This window comes from Rhodococcus sp. HM1, assembly GCF_023218075.1.
Lineage (GTDB): Bacteria > Actinomycetota > Actinomycetes > Mycobacteriales > Mycobacteriaceae > Rhodococcus.
Genome location: NZ_JALPTB010000003.1, coordinates 149,925 through 167,266, shown reverse-complemented (window position 1 = coordinate 167,266; position 17,342 = coordinate 149,925). Strand labels below are relative to the sequence as shown.

18 protein-coding genes are annotated in these 17,342 nt (G+C 68.9%); 9 read left to right on the top strand and 9 right to left on the bottom strand.

The annotated features are described in order from the left end of the window. Nucleotides 1–26: 26 nt before the first annotated feature. Both rsrA and M1M07_RS03050 read right to left on the bottom strand, forming a co-directional pair. Nucleotides 27–308, bottom strand: a complete 282-nt coding sequence (gene rsrA / locus M1M07_RS03055) for a mycothiol system anti-sigma-R factor (RefSeq protein WP_197252776.1) — start codon at nucleotides 306–308, stop codon at nucleotides 27–29. Continuing rightward, the gene (locus M1M07_RS03050) at nucleotides 305–955 is read right to left on the bottom strand and encodes a sigma-70 family RNA polymerase sigma factor (RefSeq protein WP_248673298.1); all 651 of its coding nucleotides are present in this window, start codon (nucleotides 953–955) and stop codon (nucleotides 305–307) included. The genes rsrA and M1M07_RS03050 overlap by 4 nt, the downstream gene beginning before the upstream one ends. A gap of 205 nt (nucleotides 956–1,160) precedes the next feature. On the opposite strand from M1M07_RS03050, the gene ybaK reads away from it, so the two are divergent. The 7 genes from ybaK to M1M07_RS03015 all read left to right on the top strand — a co-directional run bounded on the left by ybaK (nucleotide 1,161) and on the right by M1M07_RS03015 (nucleotide 7,795). Beyond that, nucleotides 1,161–1,658, top strand: coding sequence for a Cys-tRNA(Pro) deacylase (ybaK, locus tag M1M07_RS03045; protein WP_197252774.1), 498 nt, complete (start codon nucleotides 1,161–1,163; stop codon nucleotides 1,656–1,658). A 155-nt stretch (nucleotides 1,659–1,813) separates the two neighbouring features. Beyond that, nucleotides 1,814–2,608: an enoyl-CoA hydratase-related protein gene (locus tag M1M07_RS03040; protein WP_197252773.1), complete on the top strand. Its 795-nt coding sequence runs from the start codon at nucleotides 1,814–1,816 to the stop codon at nucleotides 2,606–2,608. A gap of 35 nt (nucleotides 2,609–2,643) precedes the next feature. Then, on the top strand, nucleotides 2,644–3,375 hold the full coding sequence (locus M1M07_RS03035) for an SDR family NAD(P)-dependent oxidoreductase (RefSeq protein WP_197252772.1): 732 nt from the start codon (nucleotides 2,644–2,646) through the stop codon (nucleotides 3,373–3,375). A gap of 26 nt (nucleotides 3,376–3,401) precedes the next feature. Next, on the top strand, nucleotides 3,402–5,072 hold the full coding sequence (locus M1M07_RS03030; RefSeq protein WP_197252771.1) for a class I adenylate-forming enzyme family protein: 1,671 nt from the start codon (nucleotides 3,402–3,404) through the stop codon (nucleotides 5,070–5,072). A gap of 32 nt (nucleotides 5,073–5,104) precedes the next feature. Further along, nucleotides 5,105–6,253: an acyl-CoA dehydrogenase family protein gene (locus tag M1M07_RS03025; RefSeq protein ID WP_197252770.1), complete on the top strand. Its 1,149-nt coding sequence runs from the start codon at nucleotides 5,105–5,107 to the stop codon at nucleotides 6,251–6,253. 59 nt (nucleotides 6,254–6,312) lie between these two features. Then, a complete protein-coding gene (locus M1M07_RS03020; protein ID WP_197252769.1) occupies nucleotides 6,313–7,065 on the top strand; it encodes an enoyl-CoA hydratase/isomerase family protein in 753 nt (250 codons plus the stop codon). 61 nt (nucleotides 7,066–7,126) lie between these two features. Further along, nucleotides 7,127–7,795: a TetR/AcrR family transcriptional regulator gene (locus M1M07_RS03015; protein ID WP_248673269.1), complete on the top strand. Its 669-nt coding sequence runs from the start codon at nucleotides 7,127–7,129 to the stop codon at nucleotides 7,793–7,795. Between the two features lie 3 nt (nucleotides 7,796–7,798). On the opposite strand, the gene M1M07_RS03010 is transcribed toward M1M07_RS03015, so the two are convergent. Continuing rightward, nucleotides 7,799–8,572, bottom strand: coding sequence for an SOS response-associated peptidase (locus M1M07_RS03010; protein WP_197252767.1), 774 nt, complete (start codon nucleotides 8,570–8,572; stop codon nucleotides 7,799–7,801). Nucleotides 8,573–8,647: 75 nt separating this feature from the next. Between M1M07_RS03010 and aroA the strand changes: the two genes are divergently transcribed. Both aroA and rsgA read left to right on the top strand, forming a co-directional pair. Next, nucleotides 8,648–9,934: a 3-phosphoshikimate 1-carboxyvinyltransferase gene (gene aroA, locus M1M07_RS03005; protein WP_197252766.1), complete on the top strand. Its 1,287-nt coding sequence runs from the start codon at nucleotides 8,648–8,650 to the stop codon at nucleotides 9,932–9,934. Next, entirely contained in the window at nucleotides 9,901–10,926 is a 1,026-nt protein-coding gene (gene rsgA / locus M1M07_RS03000; protein WP_197252765.1) for a ribosome small subunit-dependent GTPase A, read from the top strand. The genes aroA and rsgA overlap by 34 nt, the downstream gene beginning before the upstream one ends. A gap of 60 nt (nucleotides 10,927–10,986) precedes the next feature. Here rsgA and M1M07_RS02995 read toward each other — a convergent pair whose 3' ends face one another. The 6 genes from M1M07_RS02995 to M1M07_RS02970 form a co-directional block, all read right to left on the bottom strand. Beyond that, on the bottom strand, nucleotides 10,987–12,222 hold the full coding sequence (locus M1M07_RS02995; RefSeq protein WP_197252764.1) for an acyl-CoA desaturase: 1,236 nt from the start codon (nucleotides 12,220–12,222) through the stop codon (nucleotides 10,987–10,989). A gap of 67 nt (nucleotides 12,223–12,289) precedes the next feature. After that, complete coding sequence (locus M1M07_RS02990; protein ID WP_248673268.1) at nucleotides 12,290–13,546, bottom strand: fatty acid desaturase; 1,257 nt, start codon at nucleotides 13,544–13,546, stop codon at nucleotides 12,290–12,292. A gap of 33 nt (nucleotides 13,547–13,579) precedes the next feature. Further along, nucleotides 13,580–14,710, bottom strand: coding sequence for a ferredoxin reductase (locus M1M07_RS02985; protein ID WP_248673267.1), 1,131 nt, complete (start codon nucleotides 14,708–14,710; stop codon nucleotides 13,580–13,582). Between the two features lie 109 nt (nucleotides 14,711–14,819). Continuing rightward, a complete protein-coding gene (locus M1M07_RS02980) occupies nucleotides 14,820–15,365 on the bottom strand; it encodes a hypothetical protein (RefSeq protein WP_197252761.1) in 546 nt (181 codons plus the stop codon). Continuing rightward, the gene (locus M1M07_RS02975; RefSeq protein ID WP_248673266.1) at nucleotides 15,352–16,770 is read right to left on the bottom strand and encodes a wax ester/triacylglycerol synthase family O-acyltransferase; all 1,419 of its coding nucleotides are present in this window, start codon (nucleotides 16,768–16,770) and stop codon (nucleotides 15,352–15,354) included. The genes M1M07_RS02980 and M1M07_RS02975 overlap by 14 nt, the downstream gene beginning before the upstream one ends. Then, nucleotides 16,767–17,255, bottom strand: a complete 489-nt coding sequence (locus tag M1M07_RS02970) for an HAD-IA family hydrolase (protein ID WP_197252759.1) — start codon at nucleotides 17,253–17,255, stop codon at nucleotides 16,767–16,769. The genes M1M07_RS02975 and M1M07_RS02970 overlap by 4 nt, the downstream gene beginning before the upstream one ends. Between the last annotated feature and the right edge of the window lie 87 nt (nucleotides 17,256–17,342).

Below are 17,342 nucleotides of genomic sequence, written 5' to 3'. Positions count from 1 at the left end.
CGGGCGGTTCGATCGGCCTTCGGCCGTCAGCCCTCCGTCTCGGTGCGCTTCACCACGACGTTCCGGCGGATCTCGATCATCAGGCGTTCCCGCAGCCCTTCGGGAGCGTGCTCGCCCCCGCACTTGCGGCTGAGCAACGATTTGATCTTCTCCTCGATGCCGTACGCCTCGAGGCACGGGCCGCACTCGTGCAGGTGATGCTCCAGCCGCGCGCGGGACGTCTCGTCGCACTCGGAGTCGAGCAGCAGGTACACGTCCGCGATCACCGCGGAGCAGTCGATCGGTTCGAATTCGGTCGGCTCGCTCACCGAGCTCCCCCCTTCTCGTTCGCGGTCTTCGTTTCTGCTGCCGCGGCGACGGCGGCGTCGACCGCGCCGTCCCGGTTGAATCCCCGTTCACGCGCCACGTCGGCGAGCAGGCCGCGCAGCTGCTTGCGTCCGCGATGCAGGCGCGACATCACCGTGCCGATGGGCGTGCCCATGATCTCGGCGATCTCCTTGTAGGGGAATCCTTCGACGTCGGCGTAGTACACAGCCATCCGGAACTCCTCGGGAAGTTCCTGCAGCGCCTGCTTGATCGCGTCGTCCGGCAGCGCGTCGAGGGCCTCGACCTCGGCCGACCGCAGACCGGTGGACATGTGTTCGGCGGTCGCGGCGAGCTGCCAGTCGGTGATCTCGTCCGTCGGATACTGCGCCGGTTGACGCTGCTTCTTGCGGTACGAGTTGATGTAGGTGTTCGTCAGGATCCGGTACAACCACGCCTTGAGGTTGGTGCCTTCCTTGAACGACGCGAACGCCGAGAACGCCTTGATGAACGTCTCCTGGACCAGATCCTCCGCGTCCGACGGGTTGCGGGTCATCCGCAGGGCCGCGCCGTAGAGCTGGTCCAGCATCGGCAGCGCGTCACGCTCGAACCGTTCGGCCAGCTCCGCACCTGACTCTTCGACCACACCGATCCCTTCACTTGCCGTATCCGTGAAGGCTACCGGCCGCGGTGGGCACAGCACAGGCACGCGGTACTCCGATCACTGTTCGATCACTGTTCGTCGTTCACGGTCGTCCCCCGACCGGGGGCGGCCACCCCGGATCAACAACGCGTCCGGGCGAGTTGTTCCCCGTGGCCGGCGCTGTCCTGGAACGTGCGGCCCTAGAGTGTCCGGCATGGCCTCGACCTCCACGCCCGCGACGAAACTGCTGACCCGGGAGAAGGTGTCGCACCGGGTTCACGAATACGACCACGACGCCCGCGCCGCGTCGTACGGCACCGAGGCCGTCGACGTGCTGGGCGAGCGGCTCGGCGTCGAGGCCGCGCAGATCTTCAAGACGCTGGTGGTGAAGCTGTCCGACGGCAAACTCGCGGTCGCGGTGATCCCGGTGCCGGCCAAGCTCTCCCTCAAGGCCGCGGCCGGGGCACTCGGTGGCGGTAAGGCGGTGATGGCCGAACGCGCCGACGCCGAACGCGCCACCGGGTACGTGCTCGGCGGGATCTCTCCGCTCGGCCAGCGCAGCCGGTTGCGCACGGTCGTCGATTCGTCCGCGCAGAATTGGGAGCAGGTGCTGTGCAGCGCGGGCCGCCGCGGGCTGGAAATCGAACTGGCGCCCGCCGATCTGATCCGGCTGACCGGCGCGGTCGTGGCCCCGATCACCGCAGGCCCGTAGCCCTTTCCCTGCCCGATCCTCCACCCGTCGCGACGGGTCGCGATCTCTGTGATGGTTGACACACCTTCGGGAATGAATGTACATTCACTCACAGTGAAGGGGCATTCATTCACATCGCGAAACACCCCGCGAACCCGAGCCGACGAGGAGTCACCATGTCCGGATTCGAAGACATCACCTACGAGGTCGAAGACCACGCCGCGATCATCACGATCAACCGCCCGGAGCGCTACAACGCCTTCCGCGGCAAGACGGTCGAAGAACTGATCAAGGCGTTCCGCTCCGCCTGGGCCGACAGCCGTGTCGCCGCGATCATCCTCACCGGCGCGGGCGAGAAGGCGTTCTGCACCGGAGGCGACGTCAAACAGCGCGCCGAGACCGGCGACTACGGCCCCACCGAGTCCGGCATGTTCGAAATCGGCAACCTGCACAAGCTGATTCGCGACGTCCCCAAGCCCGTCATCGCGGCGGTCAACGGCATCGCCGTCGGCGGCGGTCACGTCCTGCACGTCCTGTGCGACCTGACGATCGCCTCGGAGAACGCGAAGTTCGGCCAGGCCGGCCCGCGTGTCGGTTCGTTCGACGCCGGCTTCGGCTCCGCCTTCCTCGCCCGCGTCGTCGGAGAGAAGCGCGCCCGCGAGATCTGGTACCTGTGCCGCCAGTACGACGCCGCCACCGCCGAGCGCTGGGGTCTGGTGAATTGGGTTGTCCCGCAGGACAAGCTGCTCGAGGAGGCCAAGGCGATCGTCGCCGAGATCGCCGAGAAGAGCCCCACCGCGATCCGATTCCTCAAGCAGTCGTTCAACGCCGACACCGACCACCAGGCCGGGCTGAGCAATCTCGCGATGTCCGCACTCGACCTGTTCGGCAAGTCCGACGAAGGACTCGAGGGAGCCAAGGCCTTCGCGGAGAAGCGCCCCGCCGACTTCGCCAAGTACGTCAACGCCTGATCCGCCGGTCACACCCCTCGAAAGGACATTCCGCAATGGGCAACATCGCATTGGTGACCGGCGCCGGCTCCGGTATCGGCAAGGCCATCGCGCTGGCGTTCGCCGCGCAGGGCGACCGAGTGATCGCCGCCGACCTCGATCTCGCCGCCGCCGAAGCCACCGCCAAGGAGAACACCGAACTCATCACCGCTCTGCCGGTGGACATCTCGGTCCGCGCCCAGGTCGACGAACTGCGCGATCGGACCTTCGCCGAGGTAGGCGTCCCCAACGTCGTCGTCAACGCCGCCGGCTGGGACCGGACCGACCAATTCCTCAACGCGACACCGGAATTCGCGGAGAAGGTCGTAGCGATCAACTACCTCGGCCCGGTGCACGTCTGCAGCGCTTTCCTCCCCGGCATGATCGACGCGGGCAACGGGGGCCGCGTGATCAACCTCGCGTCCGACGCCGGCCGCGTCGGCAGCTCCGGCGAGTCCATCTACGCGGGCGCGAAAGGCGGCGTCATCGCCCTCACCAAGTCGCTCGCACGAGAGATGGCCCGCCACGGCATCTCCGTCAACTGCGTCTGCCCCGGCCCCACCGACACCCCGCTGTTCCAGGCGCAGGACGAGAAGCTCAAGGCAGCACTGATCAAAGCGATTCCGTTCCGCCGGCTCGCCCGGCCCGAGGAGGTCGCCGCGCCCGTCCTGTTCTTCGCATCGGAATCCGCGTCGTTCATCACCGGCCAGGTGATCAGCGTCAGCGGCGGCCTCACCATGGCCGGCTGAACCGGCAACCAGGAGGGACGGACACCATGACCGCGTCGTACAACGCCCGGGCCTACCGGGAGTACTTCGAGAACGATTTCACGTACCTCAACGGCTTCCGGCGCAACACCGGGCGGTTCGGGAACCGGATCGCCGTCAGCGATCCGGACACCGGACAGCAGTGGACCTACGCCCAGCTCGGTGCACGGGTGGACCGCATCGCGACCGGTCTCGCGGACGCCGGGGTGGTCGCCGGGGACGTCGTCGCCTACCAGCTGTTCAACGGTGTCGAATTCGCCGAGCTGTATCTCGCCACCCAGGCCGTGGGCGCGGTCGGGTCACCGGTGAACTACCGCCTCGCCGCCGGGGAGACGGCCTTCGTGCTGGACAAGAGCGCGCCGACGGTGTTCGTCTACGACACCGAACTCACCGACACGGTGCGCGAGGCGTTACGGCTCGCGCAGCACACCCCGAAGGTGATCGTGGCGGTCGGCGACGGCGACCCCGTCGAAGCGGACGGCGTCACCGTGATCCGCTACGGTCACCTGGCCGCCGACCGCGTGGCCCTGCCGCCGCTGCACCGCACGGTGTGGGACGAGACCACCCGCCTCTACACCTCCGGCACCACCGGAATGCCGAAGGGCGTGCCGCTCAACAGCATGATCGAGGTCTTCAGCGCGCACGACGTGATCATGCACTTCCCGCTGACCCCCGAGGACCGGACGCTCAACATGACGCCGTGGTTCCACCGCGGCGGCCTGTACTCCGGCGGCCCGAACCCGGTGTTCTACGTCGGCGGTGAGGTGGTGCCGCTGCGGACGTTCGACGCGGACCGGGTGCTCGATCTCGTCGCCGAGCGCGGACTGACGTTCCTCATCGGCGCCCCCACCAACCTCGCGATGCTCGCCACCGCCCAGGAGGCACGCCCGCGCGACCTGTCCAGCCTGCGCGGCATCGTGACGATGGGCGCCCCGCTCGAACGCGAAGCGGCGCTGCGCTACCAGCAGGTGCTCAACCCCCGGATCTTCAACGGCTACGGCAGCACCGAAGGGTTCTGGAACACCTTCCTGCGGCCGGCGGACCTGCCCGACCGGGCCGGCAGTGCGGGCCGCGCCTGCACCGACGACGACGTCCGCGTGGTCCGCGTGTACGCGGACCGGCTCGCGGATCCGGACGACGTGGTCGCCAAGGACGACGAGGACGTCGGTGAGATCATCGTCCGCTCCCCCAAGTGCGCCAACGCCTACTTCGACTCCCCCGATCAGGAGAAGGCGAAGTTCCACCGCGGATGGCTGCACATCGGCGACCTCGGCACGTGGGACGCCGACGAATTCGTCACCGTCGTCGGCCGCAAGGACGACATGCTCGTCTCCGGCGGGGAGAACGTCCACCCGGTGCAGGTCGAAGAAGCCCTCAACGCCCATCCCCAGGTGCGTGACTCGCTCGTCGTCGGCGTTCCCCACGACACGTGGGGCCGGATCGTCGTGGCCTACATCGTCGCCGAGGAACCCACCCTGACCGCCGATGCCCTCGACGCCCACTGCCGGGACCACCCGATGCTGTCGTCGTTCAAACGACCGCGCGCCTACCGCTTCGTCGAGTCGCTGCCGGTCAGCGCGACCGGCAAGAAACTCCACTACCGGGCGACCGACACCGCCGCCGGCGAGTACGCCGCCGGCCTGTTCACGACCCCCACGGCCTCGAAGATCGCCCGGTGAGCACCGCCGCACCCGGGCCAAGGACGGACACCATGAACGCACGACTGGAATACGACTCCGAACACCGGCAGTTCCGCGAGGTCGCCCGCGACTTCGTCCGGGACCGGATCACCCCGGTGCACGAGGACTGGGAACGGGCGTCGCGCCTCGACCGGTCCCTGTTCACCGACGCCGGCAAACTCGGGCTGCTCGGTTTCTCCGTCGACGAGAAGTACGGCGGCCCCGGCGTCGACGACTTCCGCTACAACGCCATCCTCATCGACGAAGTCAACCGCGCCGGGAACGCCGCCGCAGGCATCGCATTCTCCCTGCAGAACGACGTGGTCCTGCCCTATCTCACGGACATGACCGACGACGAGCAGAAGGCCCGATGGCTGCCCGGCGTCGTGACCGGCGAGACGGTGCTGGGCATCGCGATGACCGAGCCCGGCGCCGGCAGCGACCTGACCGGCATCCGCACCACCGCCGTCCGCGACGGCGACCACTACGTGGTCGACGGAGCCAAGACGTTCATCTCCAACGGACAGAACGGGGACCTGTTCGTCGTCGCGACCCGCACCTCGCCCGACCCGCACAACGGGCTGACGCTGCTCGTCGTCGAGGCCGACACCCCCGGGTTCTCCCGCGGACGCAACCTCGAGAAGATCGGCCTGCACGCCCAGGACACCAGCGAGCTGACCTTCACCGGCATGCGTGTGCCGGTCGCGAACCGGCTCGGCGAGGAGGGACAGGGCTTCCACCAGCTCGTGCACAACCTGCCGCAGGAACGACTCTCGCTGTCGATCGGCGCAGTCGCCGCCGCGGAGGGGGTGTTCGCGCAGACCGTCGAGTACGTCAAGGAACGCAAGGCGTTCGGCAAGCCGGTGGCCGGCTTCCAGAACACCCGGTTCGTGCTCGCGGAACTGGCCACCGAACTGGATCTGGCCCGCACCTTCCTCGAGGACTGCATCGCCGAGCACGTCGCCGGTGAGCTGTCCGCGGCCCGCGCGGCGCGGCTCAAGTGGTGGACGACCGAACTGCAGGTGCGCGTGGCGGACCGCTGCCTGCAACTGCACGGCGGCTACGGATACATGCGCGAATACGCGGTGTCCCGCGCGTTCGTCGACGCCCGCATCCAGACGATCTACGGCGGCACCACCGAGATCATGAAGACGATCGTCGCCAAGGACCTGGGCATCTGAGACTACCGGGCGAATTGCGTTCCGGAACAACACGATCCACCATCGGAAACGGAGAAGCCATGACTGTCCTCGTCGGACGCGAAGGCCACGTCGGCATCATCACCCTCGACCGTCCCGCCGTGAACGCGTTCGACGAGGAGCAGACCGCCGGATTCGCCGCGGCGGTCGCGGAACTCGGCGCCGACACCCACGTGCGGTCGCTGCTGATCCGCGGGGTGGGCCGGCACTTCTGCGGTGGAGCCGACATCGCGATGATGGACTCCTGGCGGACCGCCCCCGATCGCCGCGAACGTCTCGCCCGTTTCGCCGAGAGCCTCCAGGAAGCTCTGGAGACGCTGGCGGAGCTGCCGAAACCGTCGATCGCGGCGATCACCGGCGCCGCGACCGGCGGCGGCCTCGAACTGGCGCTGGCCTGCGACTTCCGCATCGCCGGCACGTCCTCCCGGATCGGCCTGCCCGAGGTCGGGCTCGGGCTGCTACCCGGCGCCGGCGGAACCCAGCGGCTGACCCGGATCGCCGGGCCCGCCGTCGCCACCCGGCTCGTCCTCGGCGCCGAACTCGTCGACGGAGCGGAGGCGCACCGGCTCGGGATCGTGCACTGGGTGGTCGACGGCGGTGTCGAGGAGGCTGCGATGCGGCACGCGCAGCGGCTCGCGGCACTGCCTCCGGCCGCCTACGGCGCGGCCAAGCGCTGCATCGCCGCCGCACGCGGCACCGACGGTTTCGCCACCGAGATCGACGAGATCGGCCGGCTCATCGAGACCGACGAGACGGCCCGGCTGCTCGAACGGTTCGTGACCGCCGCACGCTGACCGGGCCCATCCGCCCGATCGGTACTGTGAATCCACCCATCGGCGACGAGGAGCACCCACCATGACCACCCGAGACGACGCGCTGAACGTCGACGAGGCCGTGCGCGCCGTGCGCGCCCACTCGCGTCGCAAGCAGGTGCTCGAGGCCGCGGTGCGCCTGATGGAACAGACCGGATTCCACCAGATGTCGATGCAGGCCCTCGCCGACGAGGCGGGGGTCAGCGTCGGCCTGATCTACAAGTACTTCGGCGGCAAGGAGGACGTGCTCCTCGCGACCGTCACCTCGATCCTCGACGCCTTCCGCGACCAGCTGGAACCGGCGATGGACGCCGTCGGCGACGACCCGGTCGAGCGGTTGGCGGCGGGCATGCGGCGCTATCTCGAGGTCGTCGACACCAACCTCGACGCGGTGGTCCTGACCTACCGGGAGAGCCGCACGCTCGACAAGACGGGCCGGGAACGTATCAAGGAACTCGAGGTCGCCACTGCGGCACCGCTGCGCGCCACCCTCGAAACCGGCATCGCGTCCGGGGAGTTCAGCCCGGTCGACGTCGACCTCATCGTCTTCGACTTCATGCTCCTCGCCCACGGGTGGGCGCTGAAGCAGTGGCACTTCGGCCGGCACTACACACTCGACGAGTACACGACCCTGCAGATCCGGTTCGTGCTGAACTCGATCGTGCCCGCCGACCGTCGCGCGCGGTACCCGCACCTGCTCCGGCTGACCTAGCGTCTACAAGAGAGCCATCTGCTCGCCGCTCCCGTCGTCGGGCACGAGCAGCTCGGGACCGTTGTTGCGCACGCTGTTGACCTTCGGGGAGACCCGGCGGACCGAGATCGCCGAGACCGCCTCGAGGCTCGGACGGATCAGGTCCGGATGCCCCAGGCTGTCCGGGTCCAGCCAGGCGTCCCACCGGTCCGGCGGCAGGATCAGCGGCATCCGCTCGTGGACGTTGCGCAACTGCGCGACCGAGTCGGCGGTGAGGATCGTGGTGCTGACCAGCGGCGCCGCGTCGGGAACCTTCGGGTCGCGCCACACCGCCCACAGGCCCGCCATGCAGATCCGCGAACCGTCCTCCGGGGACATGTAGTACGGCACCTTCGAGGTCTTCCCGTCCGGTGTCGGTTCGACCTGCCACTCGTACCAGCCGTCCATCGGCACCAGGCAGCGCTTGTACCGCAGCGACTGCGCGAACGACGGCTTCGTGGCCACCGACTCGGAGCGGGCATTGAACAGCGGCGCGCTTCTGCCGATCTCCTTCGCGAACGGCGGCACGAGACCCCACCGCATGCGACGGATCCGCCGCGTGACCGGCTCGTCCGGATTCTCGCGATCGTGCCGGGCGACGACGGTGAGCACCCGGGTCGTCGGGGCGACGTTGAAATTGACGGCGTCGAAGTCGGTGGTGCTGTCGCTACCGTCTCCTCCCCCGCCCGTCTCGTCGATCGCGTCGAGTTCCGCCCCGAGGGTCGCCGGGTCCGCCGTCGTCGCATACCTGCCGCACATAGGGCGAGTCTGACAGCCGGCTCCGACGACCACTTCCCCGCGTCGGACGCGCCGGGTGCACACCCGGCTGCGACGATGGGAGAAGATGGTCGGGTGAGTCTGTGGAGAGCCCCCCGAGCCGAGTCCCCCGTCGACGCGATCGTGACACTGCCCGGATCCAAGTCGATCACCAACCGCGCGCTGATCCTCGCCGCCCTCGCCGACGGTCCCTCGACGATCACCGGGGCCCTGCGCAGCCGCGACACCGACCTGATGATCGCTGCCCTGGGCGGACTGGGCACGACGATCACCGAGCGTGACGGCGGCACCACCCTCGACGTCGCTCCCGGCGACCTGCACGGCGGCGAGGTCGCCTGCGGGCTCGCCGGCACCGTCATGCGGTTCGTGCCGCCGCTCGCGGCACTCGCCGACGGGGACGTCTTCTTCGACGGCGACGAGCAGGCCAAGACCCGGCCGATGGGAACCGTCCTGGACGCCCTGCGTTCCCTCGGCGCCGACATCGACGGCGAGCGGCTGCCGTTCACCGTGCACGGCGCCGGCGCACTGCGCGGCGGAACCGTCACCATCGACGCGTCCGGGTCCTCGCAGTTCGTCAGCGGCCTGCTGCTGTCGGCCGCCCGCTACGACGAGGGCGTCACCGTCCGGCACAGCGGCGAGCCGGTGCCGTCGATGCCGCACATCGACATGACCGTCGAGATGCTGCGCGCCGCCGGTGTCGACGTCGACACCGCCGACGCGAACACATGGCGTGTGGCGCCGGGCCCGATCCGGGCGATCGACGTCGAGGTCGAACCGGACCTGTCGAACGCGACGCCCTTCCTCGCCGCCGCGGCCGTCACCGGCGGCGCGGTGTCGGTCCCGATGTGGCCGAAGTCGACCACGCAGGCCGGAGACGCGATCCGCGACATTCTCGAGCGGATGGGCGCGACCGTCACCTGGTCGGACGGCACCCTGACGGTGCGCGGCCCCGAGCGGCTCACCGGCATCGACATCGACCTGCACGACGTCGGGGAACTCGCCCCGACCGTCGCGGCCCTCGCCGCTCTCGCGACGACCCCGTCGCAGCTGCGCGGCATCGCGCACCTGCGCGGCCACGAGACCGACCGGCTCGCGGCGCTGGTGACCGAGATCGCCCGGCTCGGCGGATCGGCGACCGAAACCGAGGACGGACTGCGTATCGAACCGGCCACCCTGCACGGCGGCCAGTGGCAGTCCTACGCCGATCACCGCATGGCCACCGCCGGGGCGATCATCGGTCTCGTCGTCGACGACGTCGACGTCCACGACATCGGCACGACCTCCAAGACGCTGCCCGGATTCGAGTCGCTGTGGGCGGCGATGTTGACGGGAGCGCGCTCCTGAACCGGCGGCGCCGCCAGTACGACGAGTCCGACGTCCGGGTCCGCCCGGGCAAGGGCTCGCGGCCGCGCACCAAGGATCGACCCGCCCACCTCGACGCCGTCGAGGGCATGGTCGTCTCCGTCGACCGCGGTCGCTGGGGCGTGGTGCTCGGCGGCGACCCGAACCGCCCGATCGTGGCGATGCGCGCCCGCGAACTCGGCCGCACCCCGATCGTGGTCGGTGATCGCGTCGGCGTCGTCGGCGACCTGTCGGGCCGTCCTGACACGCTCGCGCGGATCGTGCGGGTCCACGACCGCGAGACGGTGCTGCGACGCACCGCCGACGACACCGATCCGTTCGAGCGGATCGTAGTCGCGAACGCGCAGCGGCTGCTCATCGTCGTCGCGCTCGCCGATCCGCCGCCGCGGACCGGTCTGGTCGAACGTGCGCTGGTCGCGGCCTATGCCGGCGGACTGACCCCCGTGCTGGGCCTGACGAAGTCCGATCTCGCCGACCCCGCCGAGTTCACCGCCCAGTTCGCGGATCTGGACCTGCCGGTGATGCTGGTCGGCAAGGATGACGACCTGACCGAGCTCACCGAGCTGATCACCGATTCGGTGACGGCGCTGATCGGGCACTCCGGCGTGGGCAAGTCGACGCTGGTCAACCGGCTGGTGCCGGACGCGGCCCGCGCGACCGGCGAGGTCTCCGGCGTCGGCAAGGGCCGGCACACCTCGACCCAATCGGTCGCTCTGCCGTTGCCCGGCGGCGGCTGGGTCGTCGACACCCCCGGCATCCGCTCGTTCGGGCTCGCGCACATCTCCGCGGAGAACGTCGTCGCCGCGTTCTCCGACCTGGCCGAGGCGGTGGAGGACTGCCCGCGCGGGTGCACCCACCTCGGCCCCCCGGCCGACCCGGAGTGCGCGCTCGACAACCTCGAGGGCAAGTCGTTGCGCCGCGCCCAGGCCGTGCGGGGACTGCTCACGGCGCTCACCGAGAACGAAGCCTGGTGACGCGGATCGGCCCCCGGCTCCGAAAAGGAGCCGGGGGCCGATCCGTAGCAGCAGAGTCGCTCAGCGCATCCCCAGGACGCGACGGACGAATCCGCGCTTGCGGGTCTTCTCGATCGCGGTGGCCAGTCCGACCCGGCGACCGGTGAGCGGATCGATCTCGGCCTTGCCGCCGAAACCGCGTTCCGATGCCGTCTCGGGAGCGGCGTCCCGGGTGTCCTTGAGGTACTTGTCGGGCAGCGACAGCTTCGCGATGGTGCGCCACGACTTCCAGTACTGCACCGCGAGCGGACCCGTGGTGTACGGAAGGTCGTACTTCTCGCACAGCGCCTTCACCCGGAGCGAGATCTCGTGGTACCGGTTGGACGGCAGGTCCGGGAAGATGTGGTGCTCGATCTGGTAGCTGAGGTTGCCGGTCATGAAGTCCATGACGCGGCCACCGGAGATGTTGGCCGAACCGAGCATCTGCCGCAGGTACCACTCGGCGCGCGTTTCGTTCTCGACGTCTGCCTTGGTGAACTTCTCGGCACCGTCCGGGAAGTGCCCGCAGAAGATCACGGCGTTGGTCCAGATGTTGCGCACGAAGTTCGCGGTCGCATTCGCGGTGAGCGTCGACTTCCAGGCCTTGCCGGTCAGCGCCGGGTGCACCACGTAGTCCTTGAGCGTCTGCTTGCCGAGCTTGACGAGCACCTCGCTACCGAGTTCCTTGGTGCGCTCGCGGTCGTCGCGACCCTGGATGACCTTGCCGAGCTCGAGCAGCTGGATCGCGATGCCGTACTGGAACAGCGACGCGAGGATCGCGTTGTAGGCGACGTTGCCGAGGTAGAACGGCTTCCAGCGCTGGTCGCGGGTCACGCGCAGCAGCCCGTATCCCACGTCGTCGTCCATGCCGAGGATGTTCGTGTACTTGTGGTGCAGGTAGTTGTGGGTCTGCTTCCAGTGCGCCGACGGATCGACGTTGTCCCACTCCCAGTTCGCCGAATGCACCTCGGGGTCGTTCATCCAGTCCCACTGCCCGTGCATCACGTTGTGCCCGAGCTCCATGTTCTCGATGATCTTCGAGAGCGAGAGCATGGCGGTGCCCAGGACCCACAGCGAGCGCTTGCGGGAACCGAAGAGCACTGCGCGCCCGCCGACTTCGAGTCCACGCTGGAGCCGGATCGTGTTGCGCACGTAGCGGGCGTCCCGCTCGCCGCGCGCCTCCTCGATGTCGCGGCGGATGGCGTCGAGTTCGCGGCCGATGGCCTCGACGTCGGCCTCCGTCAGGTGCGCATACTCTTTGATGTCCGAAATGGCCATGCGGCTACCCTACCGTAGGTTACGGCTCCGTAGGTTAGCCGGATCCGCGCTGTGAGGGGAATCACAATCAAGATCGTTTCGCGCGGCGAGCCGCGAGTTTCGCCTCCGCCTGGGCGCGCAACGCCGTCAGCAGACCCCGGCGCCGGCCCGTCACCGGATCCACCGCGAGCTCCGCGGCCCAGGCGCCCTGCACCCGCGAGAACTTGCGCTCGGACGAGGTCTCCGGGGCGTCGTCCGACGTGGCGCGCAGGAACCGGTCCGGCAACGCGAGCTTGTGGATGGTCCGCAACGCGAGCAGATACTGCCGGCCGAGCGAACCGGTCGTGTACGGAAGGTCGTATTTCGCGCACAGCGCGCGCACCCGGGCCGCGATCTCCGGATACCGATTGCTCGGCAGATCCGGGAACAGATGGTGCTCGATCTGGTAGCTCAGGTTCCCCGTCAGGAATCCCATCACCGGACCGCCGGAGATGTTCGCGCTGCCGAGCAGCTGCCGCAGATACCACTGCGCGTGCGTCTCGTTCTCGAACTGGTCGACGGTGAACTTCTCGGCCCCGTCCGGGAAGTGCCCGCAGAAGATCACCGCGTACGCCCACAGGTTCCGGACCAGGTTCGCGGTGAGATTCGCGGACAGCGTGCTGCGCCAGGCCGGGCCCGTCAACGCGGGGAACAACACCACGTCCTTGACGACCTGACGGGCCGCCTTGCGCGCAAAGTCCTTGTTGGGCTGCGAATTCCACTGCATGTGCGGAACCCCGTCGGCCTCCTTCTGCGCCGACAGGTCGTGCAGGGCGATGCCCCACTCGAAGGTCGCGGCGAGGATCACGTTCGCGATCGGCTGGAGCAGGTTGCGCGGCCGCCACGCCTCGTCGCGGGTCATCCGCAGGATCCCGAATCCCACGTCCTCGTCCATGCCGACGATGTTCGTGTACGTGTGGTGCGCGTAGTTGTGGGCACGCTTCCAGTGCGCCGACGGCCCCGTCTGATCCCACTCCCACGACGTGGAGTGGATCTCCGGGTCGTTCATCCAGTCCCACTGCCCGTGCATCACGTTGTGCCCGAGCTCCATGTTCTCGATGATCTTCGCGAGCGAGAGCATCCCGGCACCCAGCACCCACAACGGACGTCGGCGGGAGCCGAACAGCACCGCCCGCCCACCGAGCTCGAGCACCCGCTGCAGCCGGATCGTGTTGCGGATGTAGCGGGCGTCCCGCACCCCGCGCGAGTCCTCGACGTCACGGCGGATCGCGTCGAACTCACGACCCAGCGCTTCGATGTCCGAATCGCTGAGGTGCGCGAACGCGCGGATGTCGGTGATGGCCACTCAGGGTCCTTGCTGTGGAACGGGCGGTGGGCGTCAGGCGTCGAGAGTGCAGTCCCCGGCAGCCGCGGAAATGCAGGTCTGGACACGCTCACCCTCGGCGTGTTCCTGGCCGGACCGCAGATCGACGATGTGCCCCTTCTCGAGCGGGACCACGCAAGTCTGACAGATCCCCATCCGGCATCCGAACGGCATCAGTGCGCCGACGCTCTCACCGGCCTCGAGCAATGTGGTCGCGCCGTCGACGGTGACGGTCTTGCCCGACTTCGCGAAGGTCACGGTGCCGCCGGAACCGGAGGTGTCGGCGCGGGTGACCGCGAACCGCTCGAGGTGCAGACGATCCTCGATGCCGGCCTTCTTCCAGAATGCCTCGATGTCGTCGAGCATCTGCTGCGGTCCGCACGCCCAGGTCTGACGCTCACGCCAGTCGGGGCAGGCCTCGTCGAGCCGGTCCAGGGTGAACTTCCCCTGCGAGCGGGTGAGCTGGACGTGCGACCGGAACCGGTCGTGCGTGGCGTCGAACTTCTCGAGCTCGGCACGGAACATCACGTCGTCCGCGGTCGGCGCCGAGTGCACGTGCACGACGTCGGGCAGCTCGACGGCGCGGTCGACCGCGCGACGGTCGAGCGTGCGCAGCATCGACATGATCGGGGTGATCCCACTGCCGGCGGTGAGCATCAGGATCCGCTCCGGCGGCGGGTCGGGCAGCACGAAGTCGCCCTTCGGTGCCGCGAGCCGCACGATCGTGCCCGCGGGCACGCCGGTGACGAGGTGGCTCGACAGGAAGCCTTCCGGCATCGCCTTGACCGCGATCGAGATGAGCTTGTCGTTCCAGGTGGGCGACGATGTCAGCGAGTAGGACCGCCAGTGCCACCGGCCGTCGATGTGCAGGCCGATGCCGATGTACTGACCCGGGTTGTAGCCGAAGTCGAATCCCCAGCCGGGCTTGATGACGAGGGTTGCCGAATCCGTCGTCTCCGGGCGCACCTCGACGATGCGGCCACGCAGCTCACGCGCAGACCACAGCGGGTTGACCAGGTGCAGATAGTCGTCGGGCAGCAGCGGGGTCGTGAATCGCGCGACCGCGCCTCGTACGAGATTCGACACGGATCGCTCGGACGCCGAGACGTGCGCCGCGGGACGCTCGATCCACTCCTTCAAACCCATCGACCACTTCTCCTCACCCGGTATGCCTACGGTGCCGTAGGTTACCAGAAAGCTACGGTGGCGTAGGTTACGGACACGTGGTCGACAAACAGCTGGAACGGATCCGGAACTAGAGCAGTTCCAGAAGGAACGGCAACTCCTGCGGCGCATACCAGGCGAGCTGGTGGTCCTCCGCGTCGCCGAGCACGAACTCGGCTTCCTCGTCACCCATGTCCGCGGCGTCGATGACCTCGACGGCCCGCGCCACGTCCGCTTCGGCTCCTTCGAGGTCGACGTGCACCGACGCCACCGACTTCAGCGTGACGGGCGCGGCGAGGCGGACGACCGCATCGTCGAGATCCGGACGCGGGGTGGCCTCCTCGACGTCCGCGGCCACCACCACCCGACGCACCGGCAGATCCTTCGCCGACTCGTCGGTGGCCGATTCGTCGTCCACCCGTGCCGCCAGGAGCCGCAGCGAGGCCCGGGCGGCCTCCGCCATGGCGACCTCGGCGAGTTCGTCGTCGTCCCCGGACGTGTAGGCCTCGCGCAGCGCGGCCGTCACCGCGAACGCCGTGCGGTTCACCGCTTCGACCTCGCCGTCGGCCACCAGCCGCTGCAGCATGTCGATCGTGGCCGGCACGTAGACCCGCGTCTTGCCCTTACCTACTGGCATCCAACAACTCCTCGAGTGCTTCCTGGAGCAGCGACGTCAGGACCCCCACATCGGGCATCGCATCGCGGTCCGCGTTCAAACCGTAGTAGACGGACCCGTCGTAGGACGTCAGCGCAATGCTCAACGCCTGGTTCTTCAGCAGCGGCGACACCGGGTACATCTCCAGGACCGGTATGCCGGCCAGGTAGAGCGGGTGCTGCGGGCCGGGTGCGTTGGTGATCATCAGATTGAACATGCGCTGCGAGAAGCCGCTGGCCACCCGCACCCCCACCGCGTGCATGGTGGCCGGTGCGAAACCGGACAACCGGATCATGGCCTGCGCCGCGATGCGGCGGCGCTGCCGCGCGTAGGCCTCACCGGCGTGCGCGATGTGCGACAACCGCACCACCGCGTTCGGCTCCCCCACCGGCAGGTCGACGAGGAAGGTCGACACCTCCCCCTGCGGGTGCACCTGGATCGTCTCGGCACCGTCGGCGTCGTCGGCGTCCGCCGGATCCTGCGTGTACACCGACATCGGCACCATCGCGCGCACCACCGACGCCTCGGTCACCGGTTCGCCGCGCGAGAGCAGCCAATAGCGCAACGCCCCGGAGATCACCGCGAGCACGACGTCGTTGATGGTGCAGCCGTACCGGGAATGGATCTTGCGGTACAACTCCAGATCGGACCGCACCACCGCGAACCGGCGGCTGCGCGAGATCGATTCGTTGAGCGGGCTCTCCGGCGCCGACTGTGCGGCGGTCCGCGCCAGGCGCCCGACCACGTCGACGGCCTCGGTCGCCGTGGCGGCGAGGTTGCCCACGGCCGAACGCAGCAGCGCGATGCCCTCTCCCGGTCGCGCGACCAGGTCGGCGAGCGCACCGACCACGAGCGCGGTGTCCGACGGTTCCTGCTCCGGCATCCACAGCTCTTCGGGCACCTGCCGGGGTTCGACATCGGAATCGAAGAGAACCTGCCCGATGTCCAGCGCGTCCTCACCGTCGACGAGCGCCGAATGCGACTTCGTGAACAGCGCACACCGGTTTCCCTCGAGCCCCTCGACGAGGTACATCTCCCACAGCGGGCGGGTCCGGTCCAGCGGACGCGATATCAGCCGCGCCAGCAGATCGTGCAACTGGTCGTCCGATCCGGGGCGGGGCAGCGCCGAACGGCGCACGTGGTAGGCGATGTCGAAGTCGCGGTCGTCCACCCACACCGGCCGCGCCAGTCCCAGCGCCACCTCCCGCACCTTCTGCCGATACCGCGGTACCTCCGAGATACGGCGTTCCACGAGCTGCAGCAGCGTCTCGAAGTCCAAGCCGCCCTCCGGTTCGGAGAGGATCGCCAGCGACCCGATGTGCATCGGCGTGTTCGTCGTCTCCAGGAAGTAGAACGATGCGTCCTGCGCGGTCATGCGGGTCGTCATCTGCGAGTGTCCCCCTCACCCCGGTCCGTGACCGTGTCCCCTGCCGCCGAGGTCTCAGGCGCCGAGGTCACGGGCGCCTCGTCGGCGCTCAGCTCGAAGAGTACGGTCAGTTCTGCCACAACGGCATCCGGACACTCGTGGTGCACTCCCACCATCCCGGTGGCGGCCGCTGCGCGCACGTTCACGACGAGATCGTCGACGAAGACGCACTGCGCCGGTTCCAGTCCCAGTCGCTGCGCCACGAGCAGATAACTCCGCGGGTCGGGTTTGGCCACGCCCACGTCACCGGAGAGCACCACCTCGTCGACGAAGCGCCCACCGCCGAGCTCGCGCAGCCGGTCCGCTCCGGGCCCACCCGGGTCGTTGCTGAGGATCGCCGTCCGCACACCTCGTCCGCGCAACGCGGCCACCACGCCTGCGAGCGCACGCCCGTCCGTGCCGGGTCCCGCGAGCACCCCACCGAAATCCAAGACCAATCCCCGCACGTATCCACCCTAGAGTTCGTGCGCCGGTCTCTGCGACAGGAGCGTCCCGGCGGGCACGGAGTGTCTCGACGGGCACACGCGCCGCAG

What these genes read in the sequence shown, in the direction of transcription:
- M1M07_RS03040 (WP_197252773.1), top strand. Translation starts at nt 1,814, where the DNA reads ATGTCCGGATTCGAAGACATCACCTACGAGGTCGAAGACCACGCCGCG.
- M1M07_RS03025 (WP_197252770.1), top strand. Translation starts at nt 5,105, where the DNA reads ATGAACGCACGACTGGAATACGACTCCGAACACCGGCAGTTCCGCGAG.
- M1M07_RS02980 (WP_197252761.1), bottom strand. Translation starts at nt 15,365, where the DNA reads ATGCCAGTAGGTAAGGGCAAGACGCGGGTCTACGTGCCGGCCACGATC.
- M1M07_RS02995 (WP_197252764.1), bottom strand. Translation starts at nt 12,222, where the DNA reads ATGGCCATTTCGGACATCAAAGAGTATGCGCACCTGACGGAGGCCGAC.
- M1M07_RS02985 (WP_248673267.1), bottom strand. Translation starts at nt 14,710, where the DNA reads ATGGGTTTGAAGGAGTGGATCGAGCGTCCCGCGGCGCACGTCTCGGCG.
- M1M07_RS03015 (WP_248673269.1), top strand. Translation starts at nt 7,127, where the DNA reads ATGACCACCCGAGACGACGCGCTGAACGTCGACGAGGCCGTGCGCGCC.
- M1M07_RS02975 (WP_248673266.1), bottom strand. Translation starts at nt 16,770, where the DNA reads ATGACGACCCGCATGACCGCGCAGGACGCATCGTTCTACTTCCTGGAG.
- ybaK (WP_197252774.1), top strand. Translation starts at nt 1,161, where the DNA reads ATGGCCTCGACCTCCACGCCCGCGACGAAACTGCTGACCCGGGAGAAG.
- M1M07_RS03035 (WP_197252772.1), top strand. Translation starts at nt 2,644, where the DNA reads ATGGGCAACATCGCATTGGTGACCGGCGCCGGCTCCGGTATCGGCAAG.
- aroA (WP_197252766.1), top strand. Translation starts at nt 8,648, where the DNA reads ATGGGAGAAGATGGTCGGGTGAGTCTGTGGAGAGCCCCCCGAGCCGAG.
- M1M07_RS03020 (WP_197252769.1), top strand. Translation starts at nt 6,313, where the DNA reads ATGACTGTCCTCGTCGGACGCGAAGGCCACGTCGGCATCATCACCCTC.
- M1M07_RS03030 (WP_197252771.1), top strand. Translation starts at nt 3,402, where the DNA reads ATGACCGCGTCGTACAACGCCCGGGCCTACCGGGAGTACTTCGAGAAC.
- M1M07_RS03010 (WP_197252767.1), bottom strand. Translation starts at nt 8,572, where the DNA reads ATGTGCGGCAGGTATGCGACGACGGCGGACCCGGCGACCCTCGGGGCG.